Source organism: Congregibacter brevis, from assembly GCF_045689245.1.
GTDB lineage: Bacteria > Pseudomonadota > Gammaproteobacteria > Pseudomonadales > Halieaceae > Congregibacter > Congregibacter brevis.
The window spans coordinates 239980-256254 of record NZ_CP136865.1; the positions used below are offsets into that span (position 1 = coordinate 239980).

The 16275-nt window shown below is 55.6% G+C and carries 13 protein-coding genes; 7 read left to right on the forward strand and 6 right to left on the reverse strand.

The window, feature by feature from the left end:
- Window positions 1–114: 114 nt before the first annotated feature.
- Window positions 115–1113 (forward strand): HupE/UreJ family protein, encoded by a 999-nt coding sequence (locus R0137_RS01025; RefSeq protein WP_407327864.1) that lies wholly within the window; start codon window positions 115–117, stop codon window positions 1111–1113.
- Between the two features lie 73 nt (window positions 1114–1186).
- Complete coding sequence (locus tag R0137_RS01030) at window positions 1187–3106, forward strand: DUF3604 domain-containing protein (protein ID WP_407327866.1); 1920 nt, start codon at window positions 1187–1189, stop codon at window positions 3104–3106.
- A 4-nt stretch (window positions 3107–3110) separates the two neighbouring features.
- On the opposite strand, the gene R0137_RS01035 is transcribed toward R0137_RS01030, so the two are convergent.
- From R0137_RS01035 to R0137_RS01050, 4 genes are all read right to left on the reverse strand, one after another.
- Window positions 3111–3530, reverse strand: coding sequence for a DUF4124 domain-containing protein (locus R0137_RS01035; RefSeq protein WP_407327868.1), 420 nt, complete (start codon window positions 3528–3530; stop codon window positions 3111–3113).
- 481 nt (window positions 3531–4011) lie between these two features.
- The gene (locus R0137_RS01040; RefSeq protein ID WP_407327869.1) at window positions 4012–6195 is read right to left on the reverse strand and encodes a carbohydrate-binding family V/XII; all 2184 of its coding nucleotides are present in this window, start codon (window positions 6193–6195) and stop codon (window positions 4012–4014) included.
- Between the two features lie 21 nt (window positions 6196–6216).
- Window positions 6217–7773, reverse strand: a complete 1557-nt coding sequence (locus R0137_RS01045; RefSeq protein ID WP_407327871.1) for an arylsulfatase — start codon at window positions 7771–7773, stop codon at window positions 6217–6219.
- Between the two features lie 83 nt (window positions 7774–7856).
- Complete coding sequence (locus tag R0137_RS01050; protein WP_407327872.1) at window positions 7857–10556, reverse strand: M14 family zinc carboxypeptidase; 2700 nt, start codon at window positions 10554–10556, stop codon at window positions 7857–7859.
- Window positions 10557–10636: 80 nt separating this feature from the next.
- On the opposite strand from R0137_RS01050, the gene R0137_RS01055 reads away from it, so the two are divergent.
- From R0137_RS01055 to R0137_RS01075, 5 genes are read left to right on the forward strand one after another with little or no spacing between them, the layout of a single operon-like run.
- On the forward strand, window positions 10637–11185 hold the full coding sequence (locus R0137_RS01055; protein ID WP_407327874.1) for a nuclear transport factor 2 family protein: 549 nt from the start codon (window positions 10637–10639) through the stop codon (window positions 11183–11185).
- 1 nt (window position 11186) lies between these two features.
- Window positions 11187–11759, forward strand: a complete 573-nt coding sequence (locus R0137_RS01060) for an acyl-CoA thioesterase (protein ID WP_407327876.1) — start codon at window positions 11187–11189, stop codon at window positions 11757–11759.
- Window positions 11760–11763: 4 nt separating this feature from the next.
- The gene (locus R0137_RS01065; protein ID WP_407327878.1) at window positions 11764–11952 is read left to right on the forward strand and encodes a CPXCG motif-containing cysteine-rich protein; all 189 of its coding nucleotides are present in this window, start codon (window positions 11764–11766) and stop codon (window positions 11950–11952) included.
- The gene (locus R0137_RS01070) at window positions 11949–13157 is read left to right on the forward strand and encodes an NAD(P)/FAD-dependent oxidoreductase (protein WP_407327880.1); all 1209 of its coding nucleotides are present in this window, start codon (window positions 11949–11951) and stop codon (window positions 13155–13157) included. The genes R0137_RS01065 and R0137_RS01070 overlap by 4 nt, the downstream gene beginning before the upstream one ends.
- Window positions 13154–14116 carry a nucleoside hydrolase gene (locus R0137_RS01075; RefSeq protein WP_407327882.1) on the forward strand — a complete coding sequence of 321 codons (963 nt, stop codon included), beginning with the start codon at window positions 13154–13156 and terminating at the stop codon, window positions 14114–14116. Before R0137_RS01070 ends, R0137_RS01075 begins: the two co-directional genes overlap by 4 nt.
- Here R0137_RS01075 and R0137_RS01080 read toward each other — a convergent pair.
- Together R0137_RS01080 and tsgA are read right to left on the reverse strand one after the other, a co-directional pair.
- A complete protein-coding gene (locus tag R0137_RS01080) occupies window positions 14102–14944 on the reverse strand; it encodes a 2OG-Fe(II) oxygenase family protein (protein ID WP_407327883.1) in 843 nt (280 codons plus the stop codon). The genes R0137_RS01075 and R0137_RS01080 overlap by 15 nt on opposite strands.
- Before the next feature lie 103 nt (window positions 14945–15047).
- Window positions 15048–16217: an MFS transporter TsgA gene (tsgA, locus tag R0137_RS01085; protein WP_407327885.1), complete on the reverse strand. Its 1170-nt coding sequence runs from the start codon at window positions 16215–16217 to the stop codon at window positions 15048–15050.
- Between the last annotated feature and the right edge of the window lie 58 nt (window positions 16218–16275).

Consider the following 16275-nt stretch of genomic DNA (forward strand, 5'->3'; position numbering starts at 1 on the left):
AACAAGGTGTCGTCTTCCTCCAAGCGCCTTTGGGATGCCTAGGCTGACGCTAAGCACTCAAGCCGCTAAACTCGCCAACCACGACCAGTTTTGGCCACGCGAAATGAAGACTATATGAAGACAGTTTCGGCCCAGTTGCTGACCATGATTTTCCTGCTTCTCAGCCAAGCTGCGAGCGCCGACATTTTCCGGCCCGCCTATCTGGAGTTATCCCAGACTGATGCTGAGCACTACAGCGTACTCTGGCGTGTGCCTGCACTGCCGGATAACCGCAGATTGGCCGCGCGAGTAGTCTTTCCCGGCAACGTGGAACGCGCGGGTGAATCACGCAGCGCCATCATCAACAACGCCTGGGAAGAACGCTTTGAGATCGTCGCCACCGGCGGGCTCATCGACCAGCAAATCACTATTGATGGCATTCTCGGCGGCGCGACCGATGTCATCGTGCGCGTCGAGCGTATGGATGGCACAACCCAACTCGAACGCTTGCAGCCCGCCGAGCCGGTATTCACCGTAACAGCATCACCCGGCCCGGGAGAGGTGGCAGTCGCCTACTTTGTCCTCGGCGTCGAGCACATTCTCGGTGGTATCGATCACCTCCTGTTTGTCCTCGCCTTGCTGTTACTGGTCGGAAACCTTCGCCGCCTGGTGATCACCATTACTGCTTTTACCGTGGCACATTCCATTACGCTGGTTTGCGCCACTCTGGGCTGGATCAGCCTGCCTGGGCCACCCGTGGAGGCGGTCATTGCCTTGTCCATCGTGTTTGTTGCCGCCGAGGTAATCCATGAGCAGCAAGGACGCTCCTCTATTACAGCTCGAGCTCCGTGGATCGTAGCTTTCGGCTTTGGCCTCTTACACGGTTTAGGCTTTGCGGGGGCTCTGCAGGAAGTAGGTTTGCCCGAGACTGCTATTCCCGTGGCTCTGCTGATGTTCAACGTAGGCGTAGAGGCAGGACAACTCTTGTTTGTCGCTGCCGTCGTCATTGTGGGTACATTACTCGGTCGTGTAAGCCGGGTACCATCAAGCTTGGTGAAACGCACAGTAAGTTATGCAATCGGGAGCGTCGCAGCGTTTTGGACTATCGAACGGGTCACTGCATTCGTGCAATAACGGAGACCCAATACCCTCCGCGATAATAAAAGACTAACGGTGCTCTAGCGCCGTCGATAAGGGGAACAACACAATGCTTCGTAAAATCCCAGGAGCCCGCCAGGGAATGCTCGCGCTCATTGTCTGCAACGCGACGCTCATGACCGCAGCTTTGCATCTCAGCGCCGCCGAAGCACAAGAACCCTATTCCCCGTATGCAGGAACCAGCCCCCAACGGCAGGTCTACTTTGGCGATACACACGTGCACACCGGCCTGTCTGCTGACGCAGGGGGCTCCGGCACACGCTTAATGCCGGAGGACGCCTACCGATTCGCTCGGGGTGAAGAAGTGCGTTCTAACACCGGCCAGCCGGTAAAGTTAAAACGGCCCTATGACTTTTTTATGATCACAGACCACTCCGATGGCATGGGTTTGATCAGTGATTTATTGGAAGGCACTCCAAATGTCATGGAGGACTCCTCAGGTCGCGGCTATCACGAAGATTTCAACGCGGGAGGAAAGCAGGCGGCTGACGCGATGTACCGCTTAATCGCGCAATTCTCCCAAGGTGAGACACCGCCGGCACTTCTTTACCAACCGGGCGTCCCCGCTTACCGACGCGTATGGGAGCGGTTGGTTGCGGCGGCTGAAGAGTTTAACGATCCAGGACAGTTCACGACGTTTATCGCCTACGAGTGGACCTCACTCGTGAAAGGGAACAACCTCCATCGTAACGTGATTTTTAGAGACAACGCTGATAAAGCGCTGGAAGTTGTGCCATTCACCATGATGCCGCCGGTGGGTAGTCAGGACCCTAAAGATCTATGGGCATGGATGGCTGCCTATGAAGAAGAGACCGGAGGTGACGTCACAGCGATCCCGCATAACGGCAACCTCTCCAACGGCATGATGTTCCCCCTTCGGGATGACTTTGAGGATGGCAAAGAACTGGACGCAGCCTATGCCAAGAGCCGGATGACCTGGGAGCGGATCTATGAAGTGACCCAATTCAAAGGTGACGGAGAGGCCCATCCACTCCTCTCTCCCGACGATGAATTTGCGGACTTCGAAACCTGGGACTATGGAAATCTCGATGTTTCCGAAAAGAAAACCGACGCTATGCTCCCAGGCGAGTACGCAAGATCGGGGCTGCTGCGCGGACTGCAGTTACAACAAACCATCGGTGTGAATCCCTACCAGTTTGGTTTCGAGGGCGCCACGGATACCCACACAGGCCTGTCGGCTCCCAACGAAGACAATTTCTTTTCCAAATTCACCACCACTGAACCAAGCCCGGAGCGTATGTCTCACCCCGGAAAAACCAATCCGGACCTCGGCATCGAGGGTTTCAGCGGCGCTATGTACAACGCTGCGGGCGTTACGGCTGTCTGGGCTGACGAGAACAGCCGGACCGCAATCTTTGATGCTATGGAACGTCGGGAGACCTATGCGACTACAGGCCCGCGTATCGCGCTACGCTTTTTTGGCGGCTGGAACTTCAAAGCTAGCGACGCCCATGCCCCGGACCTCGCTCAGCGAGGCTACGCCGCTGGCGTGCCTATGGGTAGTGAGATGCCCCCGGCTGGGGATGAAGCTCCGCGCTTCTTAATCTCTGCGCTGCGCGACCCCATGGGCGCAAACCTGGATCGCGTTCAGGTCGTGAAAGGCTGGGTAAACACTGACGGCGAAGCCAAAGAGAAGGTGTATAACGTCGCCTGGTCTGATGACCGCGCCCTCGATAAAGCAGGCAAACTGCCCAGCGTCGGGAACACCGTTGACCTGAGCGTGCCAAGTTGGAGTAACAGCATTGGCGCCGGGGAGCTATCCACCGTGTGGCAAGACCCGGATTTTAATCCTTCAGAAGCGGCATTTTATTACGTGCGAGTACTGGAAATTCCAACACCCCGCTGGACGGCCTATGACGCAGTGCGTTTTGGAGTTACCGTACCCGAAGGAGTGCCGCTGATCACTCAGGAGCGAGCCTACAGCTCGCCAATCTGGTACACGCCCTAGGTCGTTAGCGTCGCCCCGAAACAATGGGTCGCATTAGCTGTGAGTTGCCCGGTTGCATGACCGACCATCCTGGCACATAGGGCTGCGGAAGAGGTTGAGGGCGAACAGGCTTCCCAGGACGATGTGGCGGCCGGGGCCGCACGGGCCGCCCATAGTCGGGCCAGTAGCTGTTCTGCCAGCTAGTGGTCATGGAGCCCGTCGCCGGTTGAGGTGTGCTCGGGGTCGCAACCGCTGGCTGCTGTAAGTCGCGCATCTCCGCACGATGCTTCTCACGCTCGCGCCGGTCGCTCGCCATACGGTCAGTGGTGTCGCGCATCTCAGCCAAACGCTCCTCAAGAACGCCATCCTCTGCGGGTGGAGCCACATCAATGGTCATCACTTCCGCGGGTCCGGATTCGGGAGGACTATCACTATAGGTAGTCACGCCGTCTTCCACTGTTTTGTAGACCGTTTGGGCAAGGAGTGGGGTCGACAGCAAAAAAACGCATACCAGTATTCTGTTCATTAGCTGAGTATAGGACAGCTGGTATGGAAACGAAGAAACGCCCGCTAGAGAATCTCAAGAAGTGTCAAAACCACACCAGCAATAACAATAGCCAGTGCCAGCCGACGAAGAAGCACTTCTCGATCAAAGCCGTGAGAGCTACGCATGGCGGCGTACCCCTAGCAAAGAATTAGACTTACCAGCTCTCAACATAGGTCCGTAGACCAATAAAAGTGCTGAAGAATCATCGAGTTGTCGGTTTTAGTGTTGAACACGAGACGAATCTGAGGTGATTGACGGTGTGTATACGCCAAGACTGGGCCACAGGATTACCGGCCGAAGCTCAGCGTGCAGGAGTGGGACTTAGGTCACGCAACCCAAGTCCAGCTCCAGAAAGCTCCTTAACGCCGCTTAACGCGCCTTAACGTCTTCTTCCGCGGCGCGCGCGCTCTCTGGAACCGCCCATATTTCGCGCACGATGAGCGCGATCCATCTGGGAGCGGTTAAAACTGCTGCTACGGTTACTGTTTCGCTGTGTCGATAAGTCTCGCGAAGTAGACGGTAAGGTGCTTGCTCGGTTACCAAGGTTCTCGGCCTTATTGCTGGCACCGCTGGCCGAACTCTGGCGATTCCACTGCCCTTTGTCGCGAGTCTCCCAACCATTATCCACGCGGCGGGCGACGTTACCGTCTCGGTCCGCAAACACGTTATTAGCCCGCTGTGTTGCGGGTCGTGCTTGCTTCAGCTGATCACGCTGCCGCTTGCTCGCCACGCGATCCCGATTTTCCGGGCGCTGATAAAGGTTTTTGTTGCCGCCTCGATCCCCAAGGGACAAATTGTTATCGCCGATGCGATTACTGATCTCGGTGCGATTACCGATGTTGATGTTGTTGCCGATATTGATGTCACCGGTATTGATAATCGTTGGACCTCGGTAGCCCCCGCCATACCAGCCCCCACAACATCCCCAAGGTCGATAGGCACCACCCCAGCCGCCGCCCCAGCTCATACCAATGGTCATAAAGCCGTTGCTCCAGCTCATACCAAAGTTCCAACCAGTCCACGGGTTGTATCCCACGTGGAGTCCCCAGGTAGGAGGACGAGGATAGTAATAACGGCCCCAGTAGGGAGGGTAGTACCAGCCGGTTCCGTAGACGGGCACCCCGTAGTAGGGGAACGACCATATGTAACCGGGCGTATAGCCCACATAGACGACTTCGGGCGTGGACTCATAAACGTGCACGTGGGTGACGTTGTAAACCGGCGAGCTTGGGGGGATTTTGGCGATCTCGCTTTCGGGTACGGTATCCGCCACTGTCCAAGGACCGGTAGGTGTTGCCGCGGCAAACCACACGCCGTCATCCACCGCGTAATAGCGATCATCTATGCGCAACACCTGTGCTCCGGTATTTACCGCATACGCTACGGACGTCCCCTCAATTTTCTCAAACTTGGGGCTTCCGTCGTACTCCACCGTCAGCTCAGCTTCCGAGCGAACGATCGCTGCCGTCTGGGGTATCGCTGCGTCGAGCATCGCTTGCTCCGCTTCGTCGGTACCGGCGACAGAACTGCGCAGTCCTCCAATATCGGAATCAGGAGGAATTTCTGCGAACGCTGGCGGTAATTCATTGGCCGGAACAAAGGTCCAGGGGCCCTCAGATGACTTGGAGCGGTACCACCGCCCAGACAGCAAGATGTACATGTTGCCCGTAGGGAGATCACGGAGCCACGGCGTTTCCGTGTTCTGCACATACAAAATTTCTCCGCCGGTTAAGGACTGCCAGTCAGGCTTACCATCGGTAACAACCAGCTCAGTAGGCTTTGTGGCAGCGACAATTGCAGGCGCCCTACCCGCTCCTTCAGTGGTATCCATCGCAGCACCTTCGGCGACCGCTTTCGCCAGATCCGCTGGGGGCTTAGTCGTTAAGGCCCATGGCCCCAATGGATCTTTAGCGGTGTACCAATGACTCCCGTCGCTCAGGAACAGAGATCCGGACTTCTCCTTGGCAACCAGAAAGGGCGTATTCAGTGCTCGTTCATAAGGAGAATCTTCCACAGGCTCAAAGCGGGGCTCGCCGTCATACATGAGCAATACCGCAAGCTCTTCTGAAAACAGAATGATTGGCGGATCGCTTTTCAGCGCCTCCAGGCTCTTCCGCTCGATATCTGCGGTCTCTAGAGACGCCGATAAACGCTCGTAGCTCAGGCTTAAGCCGTATTCAGGAAAAGCCCCTTCCACAAACTGCATAAGGCGCTGCTCGCCCGCATCCTTGGAATCTGGCCAAGCTGCTTTGGTCACCTTGATATCCAGAACATCCACTGTGCCGGCATCCAGATCCGTCGCTATACGCGACTCGAACCACATAGCACCAAAAATGGGCTCGTCTGTATCGGGCAACTCGATAGAGATTGCAGCTCGCGCGCTAAGCTTATCGCCTTTCAAGGATTCGGGCTGGGGCTGGTAAATCACCAGGGTGCCCTGATCACCGCTGATTTCCTGAGGCCATGAAACCTCCTGCGCCCCGGCAGTGCCTGCCGCGAAAGTCGCAAACAAGCTAAGAGACAGCGTCAGCGCCGCAATCAGAAATTTATGTACCCACATCATGTCTGCCTCTGAGGTCTTCGCTTACTGGGGTTTAGCTTGGTAGAGCGATTCCATAATCTGATCCACCGTAAAGGTACCGGGACGCTGTCTGGGCGGAAAAGCCTGCAGGGAGCGCACGAATTGGGTGACGGCTACGCGAGCCATACCCGCGGCCGGCGCAACTTTATGATCCCACCAAACATTGTAGCTATTGGAATCGGTATCCGCCCGTTCAAAAGGATCTCTGCGCAAATGAAAAACCTTGGGAATCCGTAAGGTCACGAAGGGATCGCGCCAGACATCGAATCGCTTGGAACGCTGCTCTGCGAATACCGTCTTCCAGTCACCTATGCGTGCCGAGACCAAAACCCCATCGTCGCTGAAATAGAAGAACTCTCGACGGGGCGTATCCGTGACCTCGCCCGTTAGATAGGGCAAAAATTCATAGCCATCCAGGTGCACCTTAAAGTTCTTACCCGCAGCGCGATGCCCTTCTTTGAGCTTAGCCGCAATCCCCTCCTCGCCGGCAGCCGCCATGAGTGTAGGCACCCAATCCATGTGCGACATCACTTTATTGCTGATTTGATTGGGCGCGATCTTGCCGGGCCAGCGCACCATCGCTGGCACTCGAAAGCCCCCCTCCCAATTCGTGTTCTTTTCACCGCGGAACGGCGTTATGCCGGCATCGGGCCATTGGTTGTAATGCGGTCCATTGTCCGTCGAATAAACCACGATAGTGTTGTCGCTGATACCCAGCTCATCGAGCTTGGCGAGTAGCTGGCCCACGTGTCCGTCATGCTCAACCATGGCATCGTTGTAAAAACCCTGACCCGATGCGCCCAACTGCTCGTCTTTTACGTGCGTGTAGTAGTGCATCCTCGTTGAGTTAAACCACACGAAAAATGGCGTGTCATCTTTGTGCGCTTTGTCGATGAACTTGAGCGCCTCGCCCAGAAATTCTTCGTCCACAGTTTCCATGCGTTTCTTGGTCAGTGGCCCCGAATCCTCAATTTGCCCGTCCGCAGATGATCGAATTACACCCCGAGGGCTGAACAATTGGTTAAACATAGGATCTTTGGGCCAGTCCGGATCTTCGGGGTTCTCCTCGGCATTCAGGTGATACAAATTGCCAAAGAACTCGTCAAACCCGTGATTGGTCGGGAGAAACTCGTCCTTGTCCCCGAGGTGATTCTTGCCAAACTGCCCGCTGGTGTAGCCGAGGGGCTTCAATAGCTCCGCCAGGGTGGGGTCTTCGGGCTGGATACCGATATCCGAGCCAGGAATACCCACTTTGGTGAGGCCTGTGCGCACAGGATGCTGTCCGGTAATGAATGCCGAGCGCCCGGCGGTACAGCTTTGCTCACCGTAATAGTCTGTAAAAACCATACCCTCATTGGCGATACGATCGATATTCGGGGTCTGATACCCCATCTGCCCCATGCTGTAACGACTGAGATTCCAGATGCCGATGTCATCCCCCCATATCACCAGAATGTTGGGGCGATCGGCAGCGCCTGCTGTGCTTACAAAGCACAGCAATGCCAATGACAGGCTAAGCGCCTGGGTGAACGCTCGGGAAAGGTGATTCTTGCGTGGCATGTCAGGTCCTCAAAACATTATGTTTATGGGAGAACCTTATACCAAGTTACCCGGAAGAATCACCGCTAAATCGATGACAATCCCTAGCGTAAAGGTCTGGCGTGAGCTGCTCCGCGGAAAATAGCGTTGGCCAAGATCACGTTCAGTCCTTCTTGATAGGCGCGCACCGTGGGGTCCTGCGTAAAGGCGACTACCCTGCCCTTACCCAGCTTACGAGCCATCACAAATGGCTTATAGGCCATCTGCTTTCGATTTCGCTCCCACAGATGGCCACTGGCCAGAACGTTCTCAGCACTAGCAAAACTGGCGACATTGACGCCTTCGTTCTGTCGCAAAGGGGTATAGACGTCGGAAGTTCGCGCCAAGACATGCAGCTGAGGAGCGACCCCTGCCGCCAGCCAGTGATCCTGATCTACCGTCGCAAGCAGCTGCGCGCCGCCGACGCCATCGGAGTTAGCCTCTCGGGACTCCGTTGCCACACCGAAGGCCTGTTGATCCAATGCGGTTCCCGGGACGCGCGTAAGCTCAGTATCCGGGGCATCATCTTCAGGGAGAAGGTCCAAACGATACTCACGGCGGGTTGCCAGTAAATCGGTACCAGGATCAGCCAGTAAACGCGTCGCCCGAGCCAGACTGATCAGCACCCCGCCACGCTCCACCCAGTCCCGAATACGCGCAACGCCTTTTTCGCCCAGGGCATCGGCATAACCGTCGGAACTATCGGGCAGCACCAGCACCTGATAGCGCGACAAATCCGCTTTACGCAATTGTTCTACCCGAACTGCGGTCACCGGATAATCAAATTGCCTCTCAACAACGAAGCGAAAATTGCCCGCAGAGTAGCTGTTTGTAGGCTCGTCCCATGCCAGCGCTATACGCGGTGCATTCATACGCACGACCTTACGGCTGCCAAAGCTGGGGCCATCAGTTACCCAACTGTCATCCACGGCCACCACTCGCGCTTGTGTCTTCTTCACGTAGGCAACAAGACTTTCGTGGAGAGACTCGGGGTTGTCCGCAACATCAATAATCAGGCTGCCGCCGGGATAAGTAGCGCCACCGTGGACAAAGGATCTATCGCTACTTTTCACAGCCAAACCGTCGCGAAGTGCGTGGCTCAGAAGCTGGATGGCACTGCGCTCTCCCCAAGGCACGATATAGGCAACAGTCGCCTTGGTGGGGAGATCTGGCGTAGGAACCACACCGGGCTCTATCACCTTCGCATTGGTAGTCACACGCTGCTTACAACTAACTGACTCAACATTAAGCAACATTGGCAATGACCAGGCCGTGATGTCATACATCTCGTCCGGGAGATTTTTATCATTCAAACGCTCTTGCTCCGCCACGAATTGAGGGTCCATTGGAGTCTCTCTATCCATCAAGGTGCGCAAGAAACGTTTTGCGGGTTGATCAAGATTGATGACCAACGAATTGGCAGCAAACTCAGCGCCACAGGCTTTGAAGCTTTCAGTAGCGCTATCGACCTCCACGCCCTGACTTGCCAACAAGGCTCCAAGGCGATCCACAGCGTTTTGATCATTCTGAGCCGGGACGACGTAGGCCTGAATATCGCCCTCACTCCCCTCAGCCACTGCTGTTTGTTGGTAATTGTAAAAGTCTCTGAGGAATTTCTCTCGATTATTGGCCACGGTTTCCAAGGTGCCCAAGGATGTCAGGAAGTGGTTGCGCACCGTGCTAGCGTAAGCGAGCTCGACACCGTCGTACTGGCGGACCAGCAATCCTCGGGCGGAGGCCTGCTCATAGGTCATGGCCACACTACCAAAATAGGCTGGCCAGCTCGCGCCATATCCAGGATAGAACGCGTCGTAAACTTCTCGCGTAAAGTAATCTAGGCCAAATTCATCGAACCACTTGGCATTGGTGCGCCCAAACAGCTCAAGGCTCGCACGCTGATCGGCGGCAAGATGCGGGTTATAGGGCACCGCTTCGGGGGCAAAGTAGTAAGTGGAGTCCGAGCCCATTTCGTGGAGATCCACGAAAGCAATCGGCAACCACTCAAGCACCGCGTCGGCGTGACCTCGAGTCTCCGGTTGACTGCGAATAAACCAGTCACGATTTAAATCAAAGAGATAGTGATTGGTTCGGCCGCTTGGCCAAGGCTCGTTGTGCTCCGCAGAAATACGATCGCTGCTAGGCTCCAGACCCAAAGCGCTTTCGAAGCGATGAATGAAGCGATCGCGCCCATCCGGGTTTTGCATAGGGTTAAGTATTACCGTAGTGCGTTCCAGAATTTGTGGGACGCGGGAGTCCTGACGGGAAGCAAGCAGATGATATGCGGTCATCATTGCGGCATCAGTAGAGGAGATTTCGTTGCCATGCACGCCATAAGCCAGCCAGCTTGCTGGCGCTAGATCCTTAATCAGGCGTTCTGCCTCTGCGGAGGATGTGCTTCGGGGATCTCTAAGAGCATGCATACCCGCGCGGGTCCCTTCACTGTTGGCGATGTTCTCTGGAGAAGAAATCACTACGTAGAAGAGCTGCCGACCCTCCCAGCTACGGCCATACTCAACAATCCGAACGCGATCCGGCGCGGCCATGGCAAGGGCATCGAAGTAGCGACGAACGTCCTGAGACCAGGTGATGCGCTCTCCCGGTTCGTAGCCCAAAACTGTACTAAGCGTGGGGATCGCCGGATCATAATCGTCGGATGGCCAGTTCGTACTCGCAAGACTGGCCTGAGCAAAAATCAAGCTAAGGACAGAGGCCGCTATAAACGCGGCGGTGCGGCTCCATGCCGCAAGAAATGCTGCAGACTTCATGAGGGGTTTTCCTAACAGGGGATAAAGCCTATGTTGGCGAGGTATTTTCCTTCGCACAAGAGCCGGAACAGGATTCCCCTATGCAAATTCGATTTAAAACCCACGCTATTTTGCTCGCACAATACTTTTTCCTCGCCGCTTTTTCCTTGCACTCCTTGCAAAGCGCCGCCGACGACAGGGCAAAAGAAGCCATAAACGGATTGCTTGATGACTTTCATCAGGCAGCAGCGGACGCAGACAAGGAACGCTATTTGGGCTATTTCAGCGCCGACGGCGTATTCATGGGTACCGATGACTGGGAGCGCTGGCCATTACCGGAATTTACTGTTTATGTGGGCGAGCGCTTTTCCGGCGGCACTGGATGGACCTATGTCTCAGAGGAGCGCTTCATCACTCTGGGCCCCACGGAGGCGAGTGCGTGGTTCGATGAAATCATGGTGTCAAAGCGCTGGGGCCGCTTTCGCGGCACGGGAGTACTGCTAAAGGAAAACGGCGTTTGGAAAATCGCCCACTACTCATTGACCGCTTTAGTCCCCAACGAACGTTTTGCTGATGTTGCGGAAGTCGCAACGGAAGGCTTCCTTGCCCGAGAGGCTGAACAAGACAGCGAAGAAGAAAAGGAGAATTGATATGACAGGCGTGCAAGCAAGTGACGGCCACACTGTCAGCTATTCTCAAACCACACTCACCGAGCTTATGATCCCTGCCTACGCGAATTTTGGCGGCAAGATACACGGCGGCACGCTGCTCTCTCTGATGGATAAGGTCGCTTACGTCTGCGCCAGCAAACACGCGGGCAATTATTGCGTCACCGTGTCTGTAGACAACGTGCATTTTTTGGCCCCTGTCGAGGTCGGCGATCTTGTTTCACTCATGGCATCGGTCAACTACGTAGGATCAAGTTCCATCGTGGTAGGTATCAAAGTCGTCGCAGAGAACGTTCAAACCGCGACGGTAAAACACACAAACACCTCGTACTTCACCATGGTTGCCAAGAGTGATGGCAGTGAGAAAGCGGTGGTGCCTCCTCTCATTCTGGAAAGCGTCGAACATATTCGCCGCTTCGCCGGTGCGCTAAGACGGCGTCGTTTACGTCGCTATATGACCGAACGCATGGATGAGTACAAAAAGGATTTTGTGGTGGATGAAGAAACCCGTGCATTTCTGGCCAATGAACGCTGCGTGATTCGCCTCGAGAACTGAGCCCATGGAACTTCAGGAATCCCAAGTTTACTGCCCTTATTGTGGCGAACCCCTCTCCATACTTTTAGATAGCGGCGACAGCGATGCCGAATACATCGAAGACTGCCAGGTGTGCTGCCAGCCTATGGTGGTCAGCCTCATGAGCCTCGCCGACGGTAGCCTAGACGTTAGCGTACGCCGGGAGGACGAATGACAAAGCGGCGAGTAGTGATTGTGGGTGGTGGCTTCGCGGGGCTTGCCTGTGCCAATGAACTGGATTGCGATCAGTTTGCGGTCACGCTCATTGATCGAAAAACCAGCTTCGAGTTCCTCCCAAATATCCACGAGCTTATCTCTGGGGTCAAAAAGCCCGGGCAATTGAGGCTCTCACTCCGCGCTAACCTTCAGGCGAGGGGTCATCGCTTTGTGCACGGCACCGTTACGGCGTTAGATCCTCAGACTCGGCGCGTCACCGTCGATACAGAAAAGCACTTTGAAGCTGATTTTCTGGTCATCGCGCTAGGTAGTGCAGATGCCAGTTATGGTGTCTCTGGTGTAGCCAAGCATAGCTACGGTTTTAAATCCGTCGAGCAGTGCAAAGCAATCCAACAGCGCCTGAAAAACTTGGGCCGGGATGGCGGCAGAGTCGTGATCATTGGTGGAGGACTCGAAGGTATTGAGGCTTTAGGCGAAGTGCTTCGCCGCTACCGGCAGCAATCTTTGGACATCAGTCTGGTGGAAGCGCGCCCCAGGCTACTACCCGAAGGTCCGCAAGCCGTGGGTGAACTCATTGCCCGGCACAGCAGCGAGTGGAACGTGAACCTTGTTACCGCGGACCCGGTACAACGCATTACTCCGAAGACTGTTCAACTATCCAGCGGCAGGAAGCTTCGATCGGACCTGACCATCTGGACCGGTGGCCCAGCACCCCCAAGCTTGCTCGCTGAATCCGGTCTTGCTGAACCAAAGGCTTGGGCCCCGGTAGATGAAAACCTGACCCATCCCGGATACTCCAAGGTATTCGTGGCGGGCGACGCAGCGGAACTCGCGAACCCGATCAACAAGCAGGCCTACCATGCTCTGGACATGGGTCGCTGTATCGCTGAGAACATTAAGCGCTGTGAGAACAAAAAGAGCCTTCGGCGTTACAAACCCTCTGATAAACCTACGCTGTTGGCCTTCGGGGATCTCGATAGCGTACTGATAAGCGATCGACTCACGCTCGCTGGCCCTCCCTTGGCAGCAGCGAAAGAGGCCGTGTTTGCCGCCGTGATGGCGCAACTGGATGTTCGTGCGCCCGGAGTCAAACTTGATGCTGCTCTTGGCCGAGGTAAGCAAGCCACTGAGCAGTTACTATGGCCGACGCTGAGCAACTGGCGAGCACTCAAGAAGCAAACAAAGGTCCGGAAACTCCCATGAGACGCGTGATTTTTGACACCGACATCGGCATCGACGATGCCATGGCTTTACTTTTTTTGCACTACGCACCCGGTCTGCGCATTGAGGCCATCACCACCGTTTCGGGCAATGCCAGTATTGCGAACACCACACGCAACGCCTGCTACGTGAGAGAACGCTTTGGTATTGATGCCCGCGTGTTCCGCGGAGCATCAGGCCCTATTGGTCCTGCTCTGGGCAACGGTCATCCCGATTTTGTTCATGGGAAGAACGGTTTGGGCGACATCGAGTTCTCCACGCCGCTACAAGAGGCCGAACTACAATCAGCGGCTGAAGCTATTGTTGAATTAGCAGAGGCCTATCCCGGCGAGATAACGGTGGTCGCGGTAGGACGGCTGAGCAATGTCGCGAAGGCCTTGGACCTGTGCCCACGACTTCCGGACCTGCTCAAAGAGGTGGTGATCATGGGGGGCGTATTTATGCGCCGCGGTCATCAGGGCAACGTTTCTCCCGTCGCGGAAGCGAATATGGCGGGAGATCCCACCGCAGCTGACCAGGTGCTTGGCAGTGGGTTGGAGGTCACAGTCGTAGGTTTAGACGTCACAGAGGAAACCGTGATGGACGAAGCGTTTGTCGAAGCCTTACGCACTCAGGCCGGTGATGCGGGAAGCTTCATCCACGACATCACGCGCTTCTACTTCGACTTCTACGAAAGTATTAACGCCGAGCGAAGCTGCCCGATTCACGACTCCAGTGCTGTGGCCTATCTCCTAGCCCCAGAGCACTACCACGTAGAGGAAGGGCCGACCCGCGTAGTTTGTGAAGGCGTAGCGATGGGCCAGACAATTCTTGGGCTACATCCAGAGCGTTACGAGAGTGATGCCTGGCTGGGACGACCCTCCTGCCGCATTTGCACCGCCGTAGACGCCGACGCGGTGAAAAAACTCTACCTTGAAACGCTGTCTCTAGCGGGCCAGTAGGTCCAGGCGCTCGCGAAGATAACTACCAGCCGTGTGCTTCTCAGAAAGCTGAATGTCGAGGTCAGGGGCAATAAAGTAAGGCATCGAGATACGTGACAGATTACTGGACTCATCTGAGGGGTTTATCACGCGGTGCGAGGTAGACGGCAGCTGTCGTCCCGACGCTTCTTGCAACATGTCGCCAGAGTTCACAATGACATCGCCCGGCAGGCCGGGTACATCGGTCCACTTCCCATCGCGCCCCAACACCTGCAACCCCGGCTCTGAAGAGACTGGCAGCAATGTGATCAGATTAATGTCTTCATGCGCAGCTGCCCGTACTGCATCCGGGGGCTCATCGCCTGTTAAGGGCGGATAATGGAGAACTCTCAGAAGACTATCTGCGGGCGAAATGCTCTCAGCTAATTCTCCCCGCAGGCCCGCCGACAGCGCGCTTCCGCAGTGAATATCCAGCCAGCCCAGAAGCAGTCGCCCCAAAGCCTGAGCTTCGATCAGGTGTGACTCCGCATCACTCGCCAGACCCGCCGGCAAAATAGTGTCCGGCACAATATGGAAAAACTCTTTGAGGTCTTTAACATCGTGGCCCACGGCGGTTTCCGACACATCGGGCGGAATGTAACCGCTGGTATTGCCTGACGGAGTCTCCTCGGCCAAGTGTTTCCACTTCTCTTCACCAAAGAAAAAGTCTCGCCAATCGTCCACCATTCGAGCCATGCGCTGCGCATCCAGAGGCGAGTTTCGCAACACTGCAAAACCCGTTCGTTTAAGCGTCTCGACAAAGGCCATCTCGGCCTCGGCGCTGCGCATGTCTACTACTGCAACGGTCATAAATCAGCGGTCCTCCTACTGCACCACTACAATTATTCAACGACAAAATAGCCGGTTACAACGATTCGACTAAGGCTATTTGAATTTAGCTACACGATTAGCTTTAGACCGAGTCCGCACGGCTGCGCATCAGCCACCAGGCCAAGAAAACAAGAATCCCCAAAACAAGATAGCAAAGAGAACCGAACTGAAGAACAGCCCGCGTGTTTAGGGCGGTTACAACAACACTGGTGATTTTTGGGCTGATCGCCGTACCTGAAGTAGCACCAAAAAGTAGCGCTGCGACCAGGCGCGGACTGGGATTGGGAACCGCAAGAGTCGCGAAGGAAATAACAATCTTCAACAGCCCGAGGTTAGCTATACCCCAAAGCAGGGACAGCCAGGGTAAAAGCGTCAGCGATTCGTTCAACCAAAGTGGCAGTGAACCCAGAAAAGCGCCGCTGATGCTCAAAAGTACCAGGCGACGAGCGCCGATGCGCAACACCCACCATGCAACCAGAAGTTGAGCGACCAACATGCCGGTCCAGAATCGAGCAACGACCGCCCCGGCAGCATCCCGCGGTGCCCCCAGAGACTCCTCGAGATAGGTGGGCAACCACCACAACAAAGAATATTGTCCGAGGGTATAGAGAAACAATGCGGCTATGCAGAGCCAAACTGATGCTGGCCAGGTGCCCCCTGTACGCCCCTGCTCGTGAGCTTCCTTACTGGTAGGGAAGCTCGCCGTCGCCACCAACAGCACCACCATCGCGGCGACCGCAGCAACCGCCAAATAGGAACTCGACCAGTGAAATTCCGCTGCGACCAGTGACACCGCGAGAGTGGATATGACAATCCCCGCGACACTGAATGAGCCGTCCGTAATCACTAGCATGGAGGCCCTATGGTCTTCCGCATAGAGCTGGGTAATGGTGCTCGCTGCCGCCGCCAAACCAATGCCACAGGCAGTGCCGACGACGCCCAGAGACAGCTTTAACGCAAGGGTCGAGTCGGACAAGCGCAGGGTGAGCAGTGCAAGCACGATGGCCAAATAAACCAGCAAGGTCCAGACTCGAACCGTAAGAACGTCAAAGACTACGAGCGCTAAAGTAGAACCCAGAAGAATCCCAAGGGTAAGCCAACTGAATATGGGCGCGACGTCGCCAATGGGTCTGCCCAGATACTCTGCAAGAGGAGGCAACACAATACCAATAGGTGCCAGCATCCCCGACATGACAAAATAGGCGAGGAAGCAGGCCAGCGTGACGCGTACCTTATTACCGGAGCTGACCAAGAAACTTGACGCCTATTCTGTTCTAAGAGGATGCTGTGCAGCTTAGCAGCGCAAGGTC